17 protein-coding genes are annotated in these 19260 nt (G+C 43.6%); 8 read left to right on the top strand and 9 right to left on the bottom strand.

Translation table 11 applies throughout. The features are described from left to right. Nucleotides 1-104 precede the first annotated feature (104 nt). From tatA to cmoB, 4 genes are all read left to right on the top strand, one after another. Nucleotides 105-356: a Sec-independent protein translocase subunit TatA gene (gene tatA, locus DC082_RS07010; RefSeq protein WP_109236363.1), complete on the top strand. Its 252-nt coding sequence runs from the start codon at nucleotides 105-107 to the stop codon at nucleotides 354-356. Nucleotides 357-435: 79 nt separating this feature from the next. Beyond that, nucleotides 436-1209 (top strand): Sec-independent protein translocase protein TatB, encoded by a 774-nt coding sequence (gene tatB / locus DC082_RS07005; protein WP_109236362.1) that lies wholly within the window; start codon nucleotides 436-438, stop codon nucleotides 1207-1209. 250 nt (nucleotides 1210-1459) lie between these two features. Beyond that, a complete protein-coding gene (gene cmoA, locus DC082_RS07000) occupies nucleotides 1460-2230 on the top strand; it encodes a carboxy-S-adenosyl-L-methionine synthase CmoA (RefSeq protein ID WP_275665787.1) in 771 nt (256 codons plus the stop codon). Nucleotides 2231-2507: 277 nt separating this feature from the next. Beyond that, nucleotides 2508-3461, top strand: coding sequence for a tRNA 5-methoxyuridine(34)/uridine 5-oxyacetic acid(34) synthase CmoB (cmoB, locus tag DC082_RS06995; protein WP_229821662.1), 954 nt, complete (start codon nucleotides 2508-2510; stop codon nucleotides 3459-3461). A gap of 54 nt (nucleotides 3462-3515) precedes the next feature. On the opposite strand, the gene DC082_RS06990 is transcribed toward cmoB, so the two are convergent. The 3 genes from DC082_RS06990 to DC082_RS06980 form a co-directional block, all read right to left on the bottom strand. Next, the gene (locus DC082_RS06990; protein ID WP_109236360.1) at nucleotides 3516-4016 is read right to left on the bottom strand and encodes a hypothetical protein; all 501 of its coding nucleotides are present in this window, start codon (nucleotides 4014-4016) and stop codon (nucleotides 3516-3518) included. 194 nt (nucleotides 4017-4210) lie between these two features. After that, a complete protein-coding gene (gene ybeY, locus DC082_RS06985; protein ID WP_109236359.1) occupies nucleotides 4211-4708 on the bottom strand; it encodes an rRNA maturation RNase YbeY in 498 nt (165 codons plus the stop codon). Between the two features lie 3 nt (nucleotides 4709-4711). Next, complete coding sequence (locus DC082_RS06980; RefSeq protein ID WP_109236358.1) at nucleotides 4712-5719, bottom strand: PhoH family protein; 1008 nt, start codon at nucleotides 5717-5719, stop codon at nucleotides 4712-4714. Between the two features lie 331 nt (nucleotides 5720-6050). On the opposite strand from DC082_RS06980, the gene DC082_RS06975 reads away from it, so the two are divergent. From DC082_RS06975 to DC082_RS11040, 4 genes are all read left to right on the top strand, one after another. After that, complete coding sequence (locus DC082_RS06975) at nucleotides 6051-8273, top strand: ATPase, T2SS/T4P/T4SS family (RefSeq protein ID WP_109236357.1); 2223 nt, start codon at nucleotides 6051-6053, stop codon at nucleotides 8271-8273. Between the two features lie 4 nt (nucleotides 8274-8277). Further along, nucleotides 8278-9006 carry a pseudouridine synthase gene (locus DC082_RS06970; protein ID WP_109236356.1) on the top strand — a complete coding sequence of 243 codons (729 nt, stop codon included), beginning with the start codon at nucleotides 8278-8280 and terminating at the stop codon, nucleotides 9004-9006. Nucleotides 9007-9009: 3 nt separating this feature from the next. Beyond that, nucleotides 9010-10050 (top strand): class I SAM-dependent methyltransferase, encoded by a 1041-nt coding sequence (locus DC082_RS06965; RefSeq protein ID WP_109236355.1) that lies wholly within the window; start codon nucleotides 9010-9012, stop codon nucleotides 10048-10050. 105 nt (nucleotides 10051-10155) lie between these two features. Continuing rightward, nucleotides 10156-10290, top strand: a complete 135-nt coding sequence (locus DC082_RS11040) for a hypothetical protein (RefSeq protein WP_268245778.1) — start codon at nucleotides 10156-10158, stop codon at nucleotides 10288-10290. Between the two features lie 489 nt (nucleotides 10291-10779). Here the strand turns inward: DC082_RS11040 and pckA are convergent, their stop codons facing one another. The 6 genes from pckA to mrdA all read right to left on the bottom strand — a co-directional run bounded on the left by pckA (nucleotide 10780) and on the right by mrdA (nucleotide 19092). After that, nucleotides 10780-12390, bottom strand: a complete 1611-nt coding sequence (gene pckA, locus DC082_RS06960) for a phosphoenolpyruvate carboxykinase (ATP) (RefSeq protein ID WP_109236354.1) — start codon at nucleotides 12388-12390, stop codon at nucleotides 10780-10782. A 105-nt stretch (nucleotides 12391-12495) separates the two neighbouring features. After that, nucleotides 12496-13665, bottom strand: a complete 1170-nt coding sequence (locus DC082_RS06955) for a D-alanyl-D-alanine carboxypeptidase family protein (protein WP_158214373.1) — start codon at nucleotides 13663-13665, stop codon at nucleotides 12496-12498. 14 nt (nucleotides 13666-13679) lie between these two features. Continuing rightward, a complete protein-coding gene (locus DC082_RS06950; RefSeq protein WP_109236353.1) occupies nucleotides 13680-14717 on the bottom strand; it encodes a septal ring lytic transglycosylase RlpA family protein in 1038 nt (345 codons plus the stop codon). Further along, complete coding sequence (gene mltB / locus DC082_RS06945) at nucleotides 14717-15841, bottom strand: lytic murein transglycosylase B (RefSeq protein ID WP_229821641.1); 1125 nt, start codon at nucleotides 15839-15841, stop codon at nucleotides 14717-14719. Before mltB ends, DC082_RS06950 begins: the two co-directional genes overlap by 1 nt. Continuing rightward, nucleotides 15842-16978, bottom strand: coding sequence for a rod shape-determining protein RodA (gene rodA, locus DC082_RS06940; protein WP_109236352.1), 1137 nt, complete (start codon nucleotides 16976-16978; stop codon nucleotides 15842-15844). After that, nucleotides 16975-19092: a penicillin-binding protein 2 gene (gene mrdA / locus DC082_RS06935; protein WP_109236351.1), complete on the bottom strand. Its 2118-nt coding sequence runs from the start codon at nucleotides 19090-19092 to the stop codon at nucleotides 16975-16977. Before mrdA ends, rodA begins: the two co-directional genes overlap by 4 nt. Between the last annotated feature and the right edge of the window lie 168 nt (nucleotides 19093-19260).

Genomic DNA, 19260 nt, shown 5'->3' with positions numbered 1-19260 from the left:
TTTCTTAAAATTTAGCGGAGAATGGGCTATATAAAGCGATGTTTTTAGAGTATCATTAGGGAGAAATTATTTAATACTCGTACACTCTTAGAGGAAATGTAATTATGGGTTCATTTAGTATTTGGCACTGGGCGATTCTTCTTGTTGTCGTACTTTTAGTCTTTGGTACTGCAAAATTAAAAAATGCAGGAAAAGATCTTGGAAGTGCAGTAAAAGGCTTTAAAGATGCAGTTAAAGATGGTGAGAAAGAGGCGAAAGAGAACGCTACACCCCAAAATTTAGAGAATAAAAAAGCAGATACTCAAGTGAAGGATGAGAGCGTTGTTGATGAGCAGAAGAATAGTCGTGTGGAGTAATTTTTACACAAGATTCTCATCAATCTTATTCCCATCAAACTTAAAGCGTGATTGGCGCGGGTAAGAGGAAGGATGCTGCATGTTTGGAATTAGTAGCACGGAATTTCTCATTATTCTCGTCATCGCGCTTGTTGTCATCGGTCCACAAAAGTTGCCGGAGATGATCCGTACTGTGGGTAAATGGGTCGGGAAGATTCAACACTTCACGAGAAGTATCAAGAATGATCTTACCAATGAGTTAGAGCTTGATGAGATTAAGCGCTCAATTGAGGAGCTTAAACAGAGCTCTGAGTTGCAGAAGTTGAAGAGCGAGATCGATAGCACAAAGACAGAGTTAACTCAATCTCTGAAAAAGGTTGAATCCACCGTTCTTGATACACAATCTCAGGTTGAGAGTGAGGTGAAGAAGATGGATGCTTATCTCGATATCGCTGAGAAGCCAAAATCTGATAAGCCAAACTCTGATAGGATCTTAGATCAGGGCGCCCAACAAAAGAGAGCGCTCAATGATGATACGATCGATGATGAGGAACTTTTCGATCTTGAATTAGATGATACCTTTTTAGAAACAGAAGCTGAGTATGTTGCAGATGTTGAGTCGGAAGGGAGCGTTATGACAGCGCCTCCTAAAAATTATGACAAACGTCTTGTAACCTCGACTGAAGATGAGTTTGATCGCGATGTATTAATCGCGCGTATTGTTCGGATGCGCCAAGCAGAGATCGCGGCAGATGAGAGCGAAAAGGTAGCACTGCAATTTGCCTTGATGGCCGCGAAAGAATCTCGCAATCTTTTAAGTCAAGATGAGGTGCGTCGCCGGATAACTCTACGACAATTAGAACTTAATCGATAACTGATAATCGGGTGTCGAAAACATCCAACTTTCTCAAAAAGATCGTTTGTCGAGATTATAATGAGATTGATCAGTTGGTTCAGCTGTTGTCATCAATATTAATGTCAGTGTCATTAGTGTCATTAGTATTATTAATGTTGTTATTGGTTAGTCGTTGATATTTGATATAGAAGATAGATCTAGTAGCGCAACCTATTCTTGGGAATCAAGTGGCGCTACTAGATCTATCGTTGTTTTAGGAGATTCGTTTGTGAATGATCGTTCTATCCAGTACCTTTTTGAGCAGTCAGAATCAGATTCTATCTATGCGCAAAAACGGCCCTGTAATCGTTTTACCTTTAATGAAGAGGTGGTGAAGGTCTTCCCCGATATGATTCGGCGTTCAGCGGCGGGATACACCACGATTGTGGAGAATATTGGTAATTTAGCGCCCCTCTTTGCGCAAGAGAATAGTAAGATTTACGATCTTGGAAGCTCGTTAGGTGCGGTATCGATGGTTTTGCGAAGTGCGATCAAGGTACCTAATACCGCTATTGTTGCGATCGATAATTCGCCGGCAATGGTAGAGAAATCACGAGAGTATCTCAAAGCTCAGGAGATGATGATCGAATCTCTCCTCCCCATTGAGGTGATTGAAGCCGATATTACCAATTATCCCTTTGAGAGAGCTTCGCTCTTTGCGATGAATTTTACGTTGCAATTTATTAAGCGAGAAGAGCGTCTTACACTCTTGCGGAAGATCTCTGATGCGCTCTTACCGGGTGGCGCACTCTTTCTGTCGGAAAAATTGAGCTTTAGTGACCCGAAGGAGCATCAGATGCTCAATAATCTCCATATTCAGTTTAAGCGTTCTCAGGGGTATTCGGAGTTGGAGATTGCTCAAAAGCGGGAATCGCTTGAAGATGTGATGAAGATCGATACTTTTGAAGTGCATAGAGCTCGCCTTTTAGAAGCAGGATTTAGCGAGGTCTATCTCTGGTTTCAATGTATGAACTTCTCCTCCATTTTGGCGATTAAGTAGGGTGGTAAATGCCGGCAATCGGTGACTGATACCGATAGTGAGTAACGGATAATGAAGATAGTTGTTAATGAATACTCGATAGATTAGATCGATAAGAAGGCCGATAGGGTAGATAGTAGTCAGCAACTACAATTTGGTAGCTACAATTAGGCAATTAGAGCTAGAACTAGAATTAAACAATTAACAATTAGAATCAGAGTCAGAGTCAGAATCAAAAGAATCAGAAAAATAGAAATAAGAAATAGATTAGAGAGATCAAAAAGAGAATATGAATAAGATGATTTATCTCGATCAGCTGCTCAATCATTTTAAAGGGCAGAAGATGGAGCAGTTTAGCGCGATACTGCCCGACTTTTTAGCAGAGCGATTACGTAAAAAACATGGGGATAGTCCCCGTTGGGAGCATGCTCTATTGGATCTACCGCAGATTGAGGATCTCTCGGTGGATCTTCAGTCGGGAGTGATATTGAAAGGAGCGTGCGATGAAGCGTTGATGCAAGATGCTTTAAAGCGACTCAAGCCTTGGCGAAAAGGGCCTTTTCAGCTCTGTGATACCTATATCGATACCGAGTGGCGCTCCGATTTTAAGTGGGATCGAGTAAGCCAACATATCGATTTAAGCGGGAAAAATATTCTCGACGTCGGTTCTGGGAATGGTTATTACGGTTATCGCATGTTAGGTGCAGGTGCAAAGAGTGTGATCGGTATTGATCCTAATTGGCTCTTTCTCTACCAATTTTTAGCGGTAAGAAAATATCTGCCGGAAGCACCGATTTGGCAATTACCGATGACATTAGAGGAGATGCCGGAGGAGCTTGAACTCTTCGATACCGTCTTCTCTATGGGCGTTCTCTATCATCGCCGTTCGCCGATCGATCATCTCTATCAACTCAAAGGTACTTTGCGTCCCGGGGGTGAGTTGCTTCTTGAGACGATAGTGATCGAAGGGGATAAAGAGCAGGTATTAGTGCCGGAAGATCGTTATGCGCAGATGCGAAATGTCTGGTTCCTTCCCTCTGTTGAAGCACTGATTCTCTGGTTGGAGCGTGTCGGCTTTGTCGATGTCCGTTGCGTTGATCTTGCTAAGACAACGATCGAGGAGCAACGAACCACCGAGTGGATGGATTATCTCTCCTTACCCGATTTTTTAGATCCGGAAGATGATTCTCGAACGATAGAAGGGCATCCTGCACCGATTCGTGCGGTGATTCATGCAAGAAAGCCCCGTTAATAATGACGGGGCTTACCTATATTTTTCTCTTTTCTACTGTTAATTCCTATTGACTTAACCTTGTGGGATCTGTGCTGACATCTCCATAATCACCTTGATCAGATCCATTGAGAGGTAGCTGATAAGAAAATAGATCAGCGCCGTGATGAGAAAGGTGATGATCATGCCGCGCATTGTTCGTAGCGCCTTAAAGAGCGCAAGGCCGATTGTGGTAAAGGCTGCGGCATTGAGGAAAGCGAGTAGGTAGAAACCAATTTGAAATGCTTGAGGTCCTCGAATATCGAGAAGGCTGACAACCTCATAACGGAACCAGATGGTGCCAAAATAGGTCAATGCAATAAAGAGGATGCCGATCACAATGCCGATTAAGGCAAAGGGGCGTAGAGTAGGATTATCTTTATAGAGAGCGCCGGCAGTAAAAAACATAAAGATCGAGATCAGCGAGACCGGCACCATGGTCGTTAAACGAGCAAAGAGGAAGTTAAAGATAAAGAGTCCAATCCACGCAACAATAAAGATTGCGGTGCGATTATTTTTTTGTACTGTATTTGTCATAATTACTCATCTACTCAGTTAGCAAATATCGATAATAGAGAATATTGATAAAATATCGCTAAAATAGCGATAAAATAGTGAAGAGCTCATCAGTGATGGTGACTTGCCCACGGCCCCCCTTTTTTAAGCAGAAAATAAAAGCGGAAAATAAAAGCAGAGAAAAAGGTTATGGGGTTTCACAATTATACCCATTTTTAACGTTCTTGATAGGGATTATCGATTCCTAGCTTTGCTAAAATTGCGATCTCAAGGGCTTCCATCTCCTCCGCTTCCTCATCCTCGATATGATCAAATCCTAAGAGATGGAGTGTTCCATGAACGACCATATGAGCTAGATGATTCTCAATCTGCTTCTCTTGCTCTTGTGCTTCTGATTCAATGACCGGCATCGCAATAATGATATCTCCTAAGGTAAAGATCTCCTCTTCTAGAAAATCGGGTATCTCAAAAGGGAAGGAGAGAACATTGGTGGGGCGATCCTTCTGGCGAAAGTCGCGGTTAAGCTGTTGAATCTCTTCATTATCGGTAAAACGAATATTGACCTCTGCAGGTTTCTGGTAACCTGCATGTGTTAACGCGGTCTTGATCCATCTTTGTAATGTTTCATCACTTGCTGTATCGATAGAGGTATTGCGCTCTGTATAGAGAGAGAGTTGATCGATTTCGTGCGTTTCTTTTAAATTCTCATCCATCTCTTACTGCTCCTCAGCTCGTTTATCAGCTCTGATAGCTTCTTTAAGGGCTATTTTTTCCCGCTCTATTTTATCCGCCTTTTCATAAGCATCGATAATTTTCGCAACCATTGGGTGGCGCACAACATCCACAGAGGAGAAGTGGCTGATGGAGATTCCTTCCACATTTTCTAAGATATCGAGCGCATGTTTGAGTCCCGATTTAACATGGCGCGGAAGATCCACCTGGGAGGCATCGCCGGTGATGACAGCCGTTGAACCAAAACCGATTCGTGTGAGGAACATCTTCATCTGCTCGATAGTTGTATTTTGTGCTTCGTCGAGAAGAATATAGGCATCATTGAGTGTTCTTCCACGCATAAAGGCGAGTGGGGCAATTTCAATAGTATGACGTTCAATCAATTTATTGACAGTCTCAAAACCGAGCATCTCATAGAGCGCATCGTAGAGAGGACGAAGATAAGGGTCGATCTTCTCTGTTAAATCACCTGGTAGGAATCCTAATTTCTCTCCCGCTTCAACAGCAGGGCGGACGAGGATAATACGGCGAACTTCATCTTTCTGCAGCGCTTCTACCGCAGAGGCGACGGCAAGAAAGGTCTTCCCGGTACCAGCAGGGCCGATCCCAAAATTGATATCGTGCTTGCCCATATTGTAGAGATACTCTTTCTGTGCCGGCGTTCTTCCTCTAATCAACCCTGCCTTTGTCTTAATGACACGATCTTTTTTATCCTGTTTGAGCGCTTTAAACTCAGGGCCAAACTCTTGAATGACAAGATGAACATCATTGGGCTCTAACCACTTCTCATCTGTTTGGCGATAGAGCTCTTCTAAGATCTCTTTTGCGCTCTTAACATCTTCTTGATTGCCGGCGATCTGAAATTGCGCCCCACGATTGCCGATATCTACCATTACGCGCTTCTCAATTAATCGAAGATGTTCATCAAGATTGCCACAGAGGTTAGATAAGCGCTCATTATCGCCATCAAAGGCGAGGGTGATTGTAGTCATTCGTTCTTCTATTTTCCTTTTAAGATGGTCTCCCTATTTAAGACTTAAAGTGAGATTGCTCAGATCTGCAGATCAACTTATTGATCAGCGCTTTGAAAGATCCATTTGAGTGATCCATTTGAGCGATCCGTCTGATACAAGATCACGTAGATAAGCCTATGGGGAGAGGATTTAAAAATGCTCTATAACTCTACCATTATGAGCTCTATAGACTCAAGAAGTAGTGCTATAATAACAATAATTTTGGGGCAAAAAGCGATAATACAAGTGATATGAACAACTATTATTGTGTCAGCTCAATCAGATTGCTCAAGAGAGTGCTCAATATTTAATGCAGAGGTTACGTGTGAAATTGGAACATAATCCGTTGATTCAGGGGCTTATTGAGTTGAAGTGGATGGCTAAAGAGGCGATCCCCCTTCTTTCAGCAAAGATGTATGAAAATGAACGTTCAGTGGTTGGGAAGTTAAGAGCTCATGGACTGACGAGTCAGGCAATTTTTGAGGCGGCATTAGCGGCAAATAGCGCGTTAGAAGAACCGTTACCTGTTGTAGATTTAGCCTATTTTCAACCTATTGAGAATTTTGACTTTGTCGGCTTTGCAACTAAAGAGGAGCTCTTAGCGCAATATGGGGTTCCTCTGGTTCTACTTCCTGATCGTTTGGTTGTCGTTACAGCAGATCCCGGCAATGAGAAGTTTTTCGATACTTTAGCACTTCGTTATCCTGGCAGAATTGAGTATTGGTTAGGAGATAGTGATCAGATTAAGGCGATGATTGATCTCCTCACTTTCCCGGCACAAGAGGCACTCTTGCCGGAAGTTCCTGCTCTAGAGATAGAAAATGAAGCGCAAGAGGGGGATGAGGTAGAAGAAACAGCGGTAGAGGAGGTTTTATCTCACTCTCTTGATGGGAGTGAGGCAGGCGATGATCAATCTTTTGTGGTCGATAATCGTATCAACTTAGAACAAGTGGATACCGCGGTTGAAGCGGAGATGGCGTTGATGCCCGATCAGCCTTCGCAAACGGAAGAGGATGATCCGCGTGCGGAGGTGTTACGTGATTCTGCACTCGATCTCTCTGAGATTGAGTCGCGAGCCGATGATGAGGATGAATCATCAGAACTCGAGGAGATGGTATCACTTGCTGCATTAGAGGAGTCAGCTACTCCCCATTCCTCTATTGCGCCTATGGCAGAAGTGGCCGATGGATCGATATCCGATGAGACGATGCCGGCACTAGAAGATTCAACCGAGATTTTAGAGTCGGTTCTTGCTGAGATACAGCAAGAGACAGAAGAAGAGATAGAACAAGAGACAGAGCAAGAGACGGCGCAAGCGATAGAGCCAGAGGATCAGAATTCTCCAGAGTCACAACTGACGGCAGAGCTAGCCATTGAAGAGAGTGATGGCGTTGTTGATTATCTCAATTTTGTGCTCCTCGATGCGATTACACAGAAAGCCTCTGATATTCATTTTGAACCTTATGAGTCGAGTTATCGTGTTCGTTTTCGAATCGATGGGGTTCTGCATAAGGTCTATGTGGTGCCGGAAGCCTATCGAGAGACTTTAGCCTCCCGCCTGAAAGTGATGGCTGAACTTGATATCGCTGAGAAGCGTCTTCCGCAAGATGGTCATATAACCCTTTGCTTAGAAGAGGAGGAGGTCGATGCGAGAATCTCTGTTATTCCGACTCTCTGGGGAGAGAAGGTGGTGATTCGTCTACTTGATAATTCGGAGATCAATTATTCCCTTAATAAGATCGGTTTAACCTCAGCGCAAAAGAGTGTAGTGCAATCGGCGATTGAACGCTCGCAAGGCTTGATATTGGTCACTGGTCCCACCGGTTCTGGTAAGACCGTGACGCTCTATGCTTGCCTCAACTATCTCAATGATGTTTCGCGCAATATTGCAACGGTAGAAGATCCGATAGAGATCAATCTAGAAGGGATCAATCAGCTTCAAGTACATCCTAAAATTGGCTTAACATTTGCTGAAGCTTTGCGTGCATTTTTACGACAAGACCCCGATGTCTTGATGGTCGGTGAGATTCGAGATTATGAGACGGCTGATATTACCATTAAAGCAGCACAGACAGGGCATCTTGTCCTCTCCACGCTCCATACGAAGAGTGCTGTAGAGAGTCTTGTTCGCCTTAAAAATATGGGGATTGAGTCCTACAATATCGCTTCAACAGTAGATCTAGTGATTGCTCAACGTCTAGTGCGTGAGCTCTGTCACTGTAAAGAGGAGGATATTGTCGATTCTGCCTATCTTGAGACATTAGGGTTTACACCGATGCAGGCGGCAAGTAAGTTCTATCGTGCAAGCGGTTGTTCTGAATGTCATGATGGATATCGCGGTCGTTTTGCGATCTTTGAGGTGATGCCTATCTCAAAACGGGTTTCACAGATGCTCTTAGAGGATGCTTCCGCTTCTGAAATTGCAAAGCAGGTCGAACGTGAAGGGGTTAAGGATCTAAGATCGGCGGGTATTGAGATGGTTTTAGCAGGCAGAACCTCTTTAGAAGAGATTTTACGGGTGACGACGGAGTAGTGAGATGGTAGAAAAAGCGCAAGAGAGCTATCGTCTCGATCAATATCTCCAGTTAGCGATGGAGGTTTCTCGCAAAGAGGCAGGAAAGATCATTCGCAATGGTTGGATTAGTGTGAATGGTGAGGAGATCAGAGAGCGCAATTTTAAGGTCACGGAATCGGATCGAGTAGAGATTGATGGTGAGCCACTTCTCTATAGCAGTCAACCTCGCTATTTTATGCTCTACAAACCTGCGGGCTATGTCTCAAGTCATCGTCATGATGGTCATATCTCACTCTTTAAGTTATTAGAGGGAGAGCATTCGCTTGAGCGGCTTCATATCGCCGGTCGCTTAGATGCAGATACGACAGGAATGGTCTTAATCACCGATGATGGCGCATGGTCTCATCGTGTGACCCATCCAACACATCGCACGGATGAGGATATTGAGAAGGTTTATAAGATTGAGCTTGCGCGTCCAATGACATCTGAGATGATTGATCAGCTTGAAACGGGCGTTGCATTACGGGGGGATGATGAGATCACAAAGCCGGCACAAGTAGCGCTTCTCTCTGAACGGGAGATAGAGTTAACCTTAACTGAAGGGCGCTATCATCAGGTCAAGCGGATGTTAGCGGCAGTTGGTAATCATGTTGAAAAATTACATCGTTCACAAATAGGTCATCTAACATTAGATGGATTAAGCGAGGGTGAATATCGCCCTTTGACAGAAGCAGAGATTAAAGGATTTTAAAAGATGGCTGAAGCAAGTATTGCGCTCTTTCGAGATAGTGAGCTCCTTCGTGAAGGGAAAGGATTATTGATTGCAGATGAGAGTTTTGAGCTCTCTGGTATTAGTGCGCGTGATAATATTCGTTATATTACCAATCGTAAAGATATCGATCATGCGCTCGAAGTGATTGGTTTTGATGGTAACTTGAGTGATTTTGAGTTAGAGAGTGCGCCCGATGAATATTTTGATTTTATTCTCTTTAGACTCAATAAGGCGAAAGTTTTAACGCACTATCTTTTAGAATCTGCGGCACGCATCTTAAAAGTTGGGGGAAGCCTCATTTTAACGGGTAATAATCAGGAAGGGATTAAGAGCGTTATAAAGCATGCTGAAAAGATGGGGGTATTAGCGGAGCTTGAACTTTTAGGGAAAGGGCTTCGTTATGCGCGAATTATCAAAGAGGGTGGAAAAACTCTCGATCTCAAAGGGGATGAATATCGTCAATTTTTAGAGATTAGAGATGAAGTACAAGATCTCACCTTTATCAGTAAGCCCGGAATCTATGGTTATAAAAAGATTGATGAGGGAAGCCGTTTTTTAGCAGAGACTCTCAATAACGATCCTTTTGCGTTAGAAGGGAAAGTGTTAGATCTCGGTTGTGGTTATGGCTATCTTGCTGCATCTGTTGGTAAAAATAGCAAGATTGAGCAGTTGGTGGTAACTGATTGTAATGTTGCGGCAGTTCAACTTGCAGCGCACAATCTTGAGAGCATGGGGATTGAGGCGCTCGTAACGCTCGATGATTGTGGTTCAGAGTTAGAAGATCGTAGTTTTGATCGGATTATCTGTAATCCCCCTTTTCATCAAGGATTTGGTACCTCTAAAGAGTTAACAGTCAAGTTCGTTGAGAATAGTAAGCGGCTCTTACGTCGCCGAGGTATTGCCTATTTTGTGTTGAATAAATTTTTAGCCATAGAGGAGGTCTGCTACGCACAATATGTGAAAGCAACAGAGATCGCCTCTAATAATCATTTCAAGATTCTTAAGCTAGAGCGGGTAAAATAGTTCTCACTTACGTAAGAGGGGCACTGGAAGAGCGCGCTGGTTGTATCCGGCAGCGTTCAGGTTCTTTTGTTGTGATAAATGATTCTTAAGAGAGTCTGTGGAACGATGGGAGCTCACTATTTCGTCCTTTTAGCCTGTGCATGCCCACCATTTGGCATCCTTGATGCCGAGAAAATCTCTCTATTTCAAAAAATTATTGCCGGTGATGAAACCGGAAGATTGCCCTCTGCCGGCGCGTGATTGATGGAAGATCGTGCTGGTTGTATCCGACAGCGTTCAGGCTCTTTTGTTGTGAAAAATGATTCTTAAGAGAGTCTGTGGAGCGGTGGAGCTCACTATTTCGTTCTTTTAGCCTGTGCATGCCCACCCTTTGGCATCCTTGATGCCGAGAAAATCTCTCTATTTCAAAAATTATTGCCGGCGATGAAACTGGAAGATTGCCCTCTGCCGGCGCGTGATTGATGGAAGAGCGCGCTGGTTGTATCCGGCAGCGTTCAGGTTCTTTTGTTGTGATAAATGATTCTTAAGAGAGTCTGTGGAGCGGTGGGAGCTTACTATTTCGTTCTTTTAGCCTGTGCATGCCCACCCTTTGGCATCCTTGATGTCGAGAAAATTGGGGATAAATAACAGAAAGCCCGAAGAGTTTATCTTCGGGCTTCTACTTTTCAGTTTGATTCTATCCATGAAGGATAGCGCTTATGCTTATATATTATATAACTGATATGCTGATTACTTCTTAGGACCTACTTTAGCAAGTTCTGCACCTAATGGTGTGTCTGTATACTTGTCAAAGTTATTTTCAAAGAGTTCAGCAAGTTTTTCTGCTTTCTCTGTCCACTCAGCTGGATCTGCGTAAGTATTACGTGGATCTAAGATTGTTGAGTCAACATTAGCAACTGCTTTAGGTACTTCAAGATTGAAGATTGGAATAATTTCTGTCTCTTCTTTATCGATATCACCACTTAAGATAGAGTTGATGATATTACGTGTATCTTTAAGAGAGATACGTTTACCAGTACCATTCCAGCCTGTATTTACTAAGTATGCTGATGCACCTGCTTCTTCCATACGTTTTACTAATACTTCAGCGTATTGTGTTGGGTGAAGAAGAAGGAATGCCGCACCGAAACATGCTGAGAATGTTGGTGTTGGCTCAGTGATACCACGCTCAGTACCTGCAAGTTTAGAGGTAAAGCCTGAAAGGAAGTAGTATTGCATCTGCTCAGGCGTTAATTTTGATACTGGTGGGATAACACCGAAAGCATCTGCTGTTAAGAAGATTACTTTCTTCGCAGGACCTGCTTTTGAAACAGGCTCTACAATATTTTCGATATGGTAGATCGGGTAAGAGACACGTGTATTCTCAGTTTTTGATGCATCATCAAAATCAACAGAACCATCTTCTTTAATAACAACGTTTTCAAGAAGCGCATCACGGCGGATAGCACCGTAGATCTCAGGTTCATGCTCTTTTGAAAGGTTGATTGTTTTTGCATAGCAACCCCCTTCAAAGTTGAAAACACCATCATCATCCCAACCATGCTCATCATCCCCAATTAATTGGCGATTGGGGTCAGTTGAGAGAGTTGTTTTACCGGTTCCTGAAAGACCGAAGAAGATCGCTGTCTCACCATCTTTACCTACGTTTGCAGAGCAGTGCATTGAAGCGATGCCTTTTAATGGGAGAAGGTAGTTCATGACAGAGAAGAGACCTTTCTTCATCTCGCCACCGTACCATGTGCCCCCAATCAACTGCATATTTTCAGTCAAGTTGAATGCAACGAAGGTTTCAGAGTTAAGACCCATCTCTTTGTAGTTCTTGTTAGTTACTTTTGCGCCATTGAGAACAGTGAAATCAGGCTTAAAGTTTTTAAGCTCTTCTTCGCTTGGGCGAATAAACATATTTTTTACAAAGTGCGCTTGCCATGCAACTTCCGTTACGAAGCGAACTGCAAGACGCGTCTCTTCGTTAGCACCACAGAAACCATCGATGACAAAGAGGCGTTTGCCTGATAACTGATCAAGAACAAGCTCTTTTAATTGTGCCCATACCTCTTCAGTAATAGGTTTATTGTCATTTTTTCCTTTACCGGAATCTGCCCACCAAACGGTATCTTTAGTTGTTTCATCACGGACAATATATTTATCTTTAGGCGAGCGACCTGTATAAATACCAGTATCTACACCGACGGCACCTAGGTTTGTGACAGTCCCTTTATCATAGCCTGTAAGGCTTGGGTCAGTCTCTTCCTTGAAAAGAACATCATAGCTTGGATTGTATATAACTTCTGTTGCGGTAATACCTTGTGCTTTTAGATCGTCAATAATCTGTTGTGACATGTCTCTCGTTTCCTAAAAATTTAATTCAAAAAATAAACACACCTTGTTTATGGGGAAGTATGATAACTAATAAACTACAAAAATACTACAAAAAAGTGGCTAAATTTAGAGCGCTTCTTTGAACTTATTGATTTTATTGTTGAGTTTTATTAAGAAGCTATTCCATAGACGATGGAAAATGCCTGTTTTTTCTACATTATCGAGCGCAATAACGGGAAAGCTGTAGAGAAGATGCTTATCGATATAGAACTCTAAATTCCCCACTTGCTCCCCTTTTGTAATGGGTGCTTCTAAGCCGGGGTTAACATGGATCTGTGCTTTAAGATTATCATATTGAACGCGGGGTAGGGTCGCCGTGATGCTCTCGCTGACACCAACAGGAACACTCTTTTCAATACCGTGAAGGACATTTGCCTCAGCAATCACTTCATTAGCGCTATAGAGCTGTTTGCGATCAAAGTTATTAAACGCAAAGTTAATGAGTTCACGAGAAACGCGTTGACGGTAGGCTTCACTATCCGCCCCCATAACAATGACAATTACACGAAAACCATTGCGTTCTGCGCTCGATGCAAGAGAGTAACCGGCACTATTGGTATGGCCCGTTTTAATTCCATCAACAGAGGGGTCTTCCCAGAGTAGTGTATTGCGATTATTTTGCTTGATATTATTCCAGGTAAAGCTCTTTTGGGAGTAATATTTGTAGTGTTCAGGGAAATTGTTGATCAGCGCGCGCGAGAGAATCGCAAGGTCATAAGCGGTTGTGATATGTTCCGGATCGGGGAGACCACTTGCATTTTTAAAGTGGCTCTTTTTCATCCCTAGTTCAGCCGCTTTCTCATTCATCTTCATGGCAAATGACTCTTCAGAGACCGCAACATGTTCTGCAAGCGCAACAGCCGCATCATTGCCCGATTGAACAATTAAACCTTGTAAAAGGTTATCGACAGAGACGAGTGTTCCCTCTTCAACAAACATTCTCGATCCTGGCATATTGCGAGATTTTGAAGAGATGAGTACTTGGTCATCATGGCTGATGATTCCCTTGTCAATTGCATCAGCGATCACATAGTCAGTCATCACTTTTGTGATGCTCGCAGGCTCAAATTGAATAGTACTATTATATTCTGCTAATACGGCACCGGTATCGTAATCCATAATAATCCAAGATTTTACGGCATACTCAGGAAGCTGTAATGTGCTAGGTGATTGCGCAAAGGAGAGTGAGACAGTTGTCACCGCTATTGCGCAAAATTTAAAGATTTTTTTAAACATAGTCGTTTTCATTTTTAAAAGTGGATAACAGTTGTGGATACAGGGAGAGAGAAGGCAACATTTCCTGCCTCTTCTCGACTACGATAGTTTCCAATATAGACTCGATAGAGCCCTTTATCATACTTTACTTCTGTTGGTTGCTGTAGCCTATTTGCCATACTTTGCTGGAAATTGATGGCATTTTGCTCACTGCCAAAAGAGCCTAGTTGAATATGGTAGCTTGGCGCTTGAGGGGTAAATGTAGCACTATTTTGGGTATTTTGCGGAGCGTGCGAATGGGTGAGTGCATAATCTTGGTGCTGATAGCTACTCTCTATAAATTGTGGCGTTGGGTATTGATCCATTGATGACGGATCTATTGGTGACGCGGATATTGACCCTGCCGGCTCCTGCCAGACAACTTCAATCGGCTCTCCTTTATAGGAGATTGCGCTCTCTTCCAATTTTGCCGTCTGTGGCGTACCACCTCTTCCGGCTTCGGCTCCTCCGACTTCAACCATTGCAACTGGATTCTTTTTCGGTTTTTTAGAAGGGTCAAGATATTGGTGAGGTCCAATGGCTTCAACAAGAACTGGCGCTGTACCATTTTTCACCACATCAAGCTCTTTTGCGGCAGCATAAGAGAGATCGATAATGCGTCCTTTAACAAAAGGGCCACGATCATTGACTAATACCGTGATCGATTTATTGGTCTCGGTATTGGTAACAATAACATAAGTGGGGATTGGGAGCGTTTTATGAGCTGCTGTAAAGGCATGCATATCATAGGGTTCACCACTTGAAGTAGGTTTCCCATGGAACTTATCGCCATACCAAGAGGCCATTCCCTTCTCTTTATAACCTTTGGAGGTGGGAAGTACACGATAGGTCTTTCCGAAGACGACATAACTTGCAGGATTGCCCGATTTACTCAAAGGGTGTTCCTGAGGAGTCGCCCCTTTAACAGTGGTTCGATATCGTTTATGACCTGTTGAGGAGCAGCTCGCAACCACTAAAAGTAGCAGCGAGCTCAAAACAATCTTTCGATAAGTGCCTAAGTTCCCTAATTGCATTAACGAACCCCTCTTCTAATTGCTTCAGCGACTTGATAGACAGCAAGCGCGTAGAGTTTAGAGTGGTTGTAGCGGGTAATAGCATAGAAGTTCTGGTAACCGATCCACCACTCATCTACTTTAGGATCTGCACTGACTTCAAATTCAAAGAGGGTTACTTTAGCATTAGGCGCGCCATTAGGAATAATCACGCCGGCATTACGTAATGTCTGGATGCTCTCTTTAGGGGGCGTTAAACGGCCACTCTGTTTCAACTGCTGATAGGCAAGATTCTGCTTACTGACCTGAACTTCTTCTGCGATCTTGCCACCTCTTACCCAACCGCTCTTCATTAGATAATTTCCAACAGAACCGATAGCATCAACAGGATTGTTCCATAAGTCACGTTTGCCATCACCATCAAAATCGACAGCATAAGCAAGGTAGCTCGATGGCATAAATTGTGGATATCCCATAGCGCCGGCATAAGAGCCGCGATAGCTGAAGGGATCGCCACCATTTTCATTAAGGATCTTAAAGAAGTTTGCTAATTCTCCAGAGAAGTAGCTCGCGCGTCTTGGGTACTCAAAAGCAAGTGTCGAGAGCGCATCGACAACTTTCCACGATCCCTTATTTTGTCCATAGCCGGTCTCAACACCGATAATAGCGGCAATCACAAAGCGATCGACCCCATAGATCTCTTCTGCGCGTAAGAAGGCATCTTTATATTGATTATAGAATTTAATACCATCATTGATTCTCTTTTCAGTGAGGAAGATCGGACGATATTTGCCCCAATTCATCACCCCTTCTGCCGGTCGATTCATCGCTGCAATAATTTTTGGTTGAATATTGGTATGATCGAGGATTTCACTCATCCAGCGTGGGTCGAGATTCTGTTCCCGGCTCACTTTGTTGATAAATTCTTGCACATCAGCACGATTTGCTAAGTTACTCTTTTCAGGAAGCGTGCCGTTATTTGCCACTGTCGCTGTTTTGGGTGCAGATTGTTGCATCGATCTTTGGATATGGGCTGGTTCGCTCGCTTGAGATTGCGATAAATTACTCTCTTTCACACTATTAGATGCGCAGGCAGAGAGCGTCATTGCGCTGATCAATGTTACTGTTAAAAGTCGTAATCTCATTTATTGAATCCTCTTTGTAATAGATGCGGGATGTGAATAGATGTTCATTAATATACCAAAGGAGATAAAGAGAGTCATAATTGAGGTCCCTCCATAACTAATAAAGGGCAGTGGGACACCTACAACAGGGAGTACACCACTGACCATGCCGGTATTAACAAAGACATAGAAAAAGAACACGAGGCAGACCGCTCCCCCCACTAATTGATAGAAACTATCTCGAGCATGATAGGAGATATAGAGTCCGCGCCAAATGATCATAAGATAACAGATTAAGAGAAGAACAGAACCGATTAGCCCAAATTCTTCACCAATAATGGCATAGATAAAATCTGTTGTCGCTTCAGGAAGAAACTGAAGTGAGACCTGAGTACTATTCTCCCAACCTTTTCCATAGATGCCACCAGAGCCAATAGCGATCTTCGATTGAATAATCTGATATCCTTTGCCGAGCGGATCAAGCTCTGGATTGAGAAATGTCTCTACTCGATCTTTCTGATACTCTTTCATACCAAAAAACCAGAGAGAGGGGAGTGCGATCGCAATTAATCCAAAAGCGATTAAGATATAGCGCCACTGTAATCCGCCTAAAAAGAGAACAATAATGCCGGAGAAGAGCACGATAATGGCCGTTCCAAGATCGGGCTGAAGGAAGATTAGAGAGACTGGTAGCGCAATGAGAAGGAGTGAGCCGACGACATTGAAAAAGCTAGGTGGAATTTTACTCTTATGGAGATAGTAGGCCACCATCATGGGAACAGCTAACTTGGCAATCTCGGAGGGTTGGAAGCGAAAGAGCTTAAGGTCGATCCAACGATAGGCGCCATTGGCCTCAATTCCGATGAAGATCACGGCAAGTAGGAGGAGAAGCGCAACAATATAGATGACAGGGGTCAGTTGTTTCAATCTTTCTGGGGGAAGAAAGGCGATAAATACCATAATCACAAAGCCAGCTGCGATTTTGAGCGCTTGGGAGGTGATATAGGCTGTATTGTGGTTTGATGCACTCCAGAGAACCGCGATACTAAAGAGCGCCAACATAGAGATAAGAAAGGTTAAAACAGTATCGAGATGGAAGAAGGCGAGTAATCCTTTTGGCTTCACCTCGATGGTATGGTAGAGCTCTTCATGTCTCATAGCTCATCCTCCTTCTGATAAGGTTCACTTCGTTCTAAGAGAAGATTGTTCTTGGGAGTTTTTGAACCTAAGCGAATATTCATCAATGATTTAAGGTCGGGCATCTGTTGATTAGGGGATGAATTCTCCTCTTGCTTCTCTGTAGGAATCTCTTCGAGATAGGGCATCGACTCAAGTTCTAAGAGAGGAAGCGCCATCTCCTCTTCATGGGCAAATGCCCCCTCTTCCGCTTTAACGCGAGCGAGAGTCTCTTTGGCATAAGGTGTATCAAAGTCGAGAAGCCAAGCATCTAGAAGCTTTTTAGCAATCGGCGCGGCAACGCGAGAGCCCGAGCCACCATTTTCAACAATCACTGAAATAGCGATTTTAGGGGACTCTACCGGCGCAAAAGCGACATACCAAGCGTGATCTCGATGACGGCGATCGAGTTTATTGGCATCATACTTTGCGCCTTGGGCTATTGTCTTCACTTGTGCAGTTCCAGTTTTCCCGGCAGTTTTATAACGATCCGATTTTGTTGCTCTTGCTGTTCCTTTAGCGCCATGAACAACAGCGACCATTCCATCGATTGCCACATCCCAATACTTCTCATCTTTAAGGACAATCGGTTTGATAGGATTGGGGATCACAAACTCTTTCTGATTAGAGGGAGGCATCGCTGTTGCCCCTAAAATATGGGGTTCGAAAGCCTCACCTCGCATTCCGACAATCGCGGTAGCTTGTGCGATCTGTAGCGGCGTTGTCAGCCAATAACTTTGACCGATGCCGGCAGTGATGGTATCTCCGGTGTACCAAGGTTGTTTAAAACGTTGACGTTTATACTCCGGCGTTGGTGCAACCCCTTTCGATTCTCCTAAGAGATCGATGTTGGTGGGGGTTCCAAGTGCAAATGGTTTTAGAAAATCAGTCATAATGGTCACGCCCATATTGTAGGCTAACTCATAGAAGAAGACATCGCAGGAGCGCTCGATCGATTTTCGTAGATCGGAGGGACCATAGTAGCCCATATCTCTAAATTTATGATTATTGCCGGGAACAGAGAAATATCCTTTACAGTTGATGATGGTATTCTCTGTAATAAAATCATTCTCAAGGCCGGCAAGACCGATCTGCGGTTTAATAACCGAGCCGGGAGGATAGAGCCCTTGCATCACACGGTTAAGGAAAGGGGTCGAGGGATCATTATTTAACTCATTAAAATCTTTATGGGTGATTCCATCGACAAAGAGATTGGGGTCATAGGTTGGCTTTGAGACAAAGGCGAGGACATCCCCACTTTGAGGATCAAGCGCAACGATAGCGCCATCATAGTCTTCTAGCGCCTCTTCTGCCAGAATCTGCAGGCGTAGGTCGAGAGTTAAGTAGATATTTTTCCCCGGCACAGGAGGGACTTCATCGATTTTGCGGACCGTTCGGCCTGAAGAACTTGCCTCCACCGTCTCAAAACCCATGGAGCCTCGTAAAATATGTTCAAAACTCTTCTCGGCGCCTCTTTTGCCGATATGAGTGATGCCACTATATTCATGTTGCAAGCCTTGCTCCTCAATCTCTTTGAGATCGCGAGTATCGACTCTTCCCACATAGCCGATAGCATGGACAGCACGATTCTTATAAGGATAGATACGAACTAGATCAGCTTGAAGATTGACACCATTAAGCTTATGGAGATTGATGGCAATAAGGGCAGATTCCTCTTCAGTAAGCCCCTTCTTTAGAACAACACTCTCTTGCCGGTTAGCGCGGCGAAGACCACGCTCAAACTGTTTGATCTCCTCTTCTGTGAGCGGTACAAGCGCATTGATCTCTTCGAGTATCTGATCGAGGGGGAGAGTGAGATCTTGCCGGACAATCTCGAGATTGTAGATCGGCACATTGGTCGCTAAAACCTCCCCATTACGATCGAAGATCTGCCCTCGAGTGGGGGGGAGTGGGAGAAGTTTAATGCGATTGTCATTGGAGCGAGTGGTATAGAGCTCATGTTCGATCACCTGAAGGTGAAAGAGGCGGCCGATAAGAAAGAGAAAGCCACAGAGAACCAGGATAGCGCATAAGATCGCTCGCCCTAAAAAGAGAGAGTTACTATTTGTTTTCTTCTTATTGCTCGTTACATTCATAGGTCTATCGATTCATCTATCCATTCGATGGTTTTAGCTTTTTGTTGGGGTATTGACTATTGATTCTATGACCATTGATTCTATCGTCCCTCTCTTATCGTTTTCTTAAATATTTTTTCTTAGATCCTTTTTCTCAGGTATTTTTCTCAGATATTTTTCTCAGATATT

The organism is Ignatzschineria indica, from assembly GCF_003121925.1.
Taxonomy (GTDB): domain Bacteria; phylum Pseudomonadota; class Gammaproteobacteria; order Cardiobacteriales; family Wohlfahrtiimonadaceae; genus Ignatzschineria; species Ignatzschineria indica.
The sequence above is the reverse complement of the archived record's forward strand: the minus strand, read 5'-3'. Positions and strand labels throughout refer to the sequence as shown.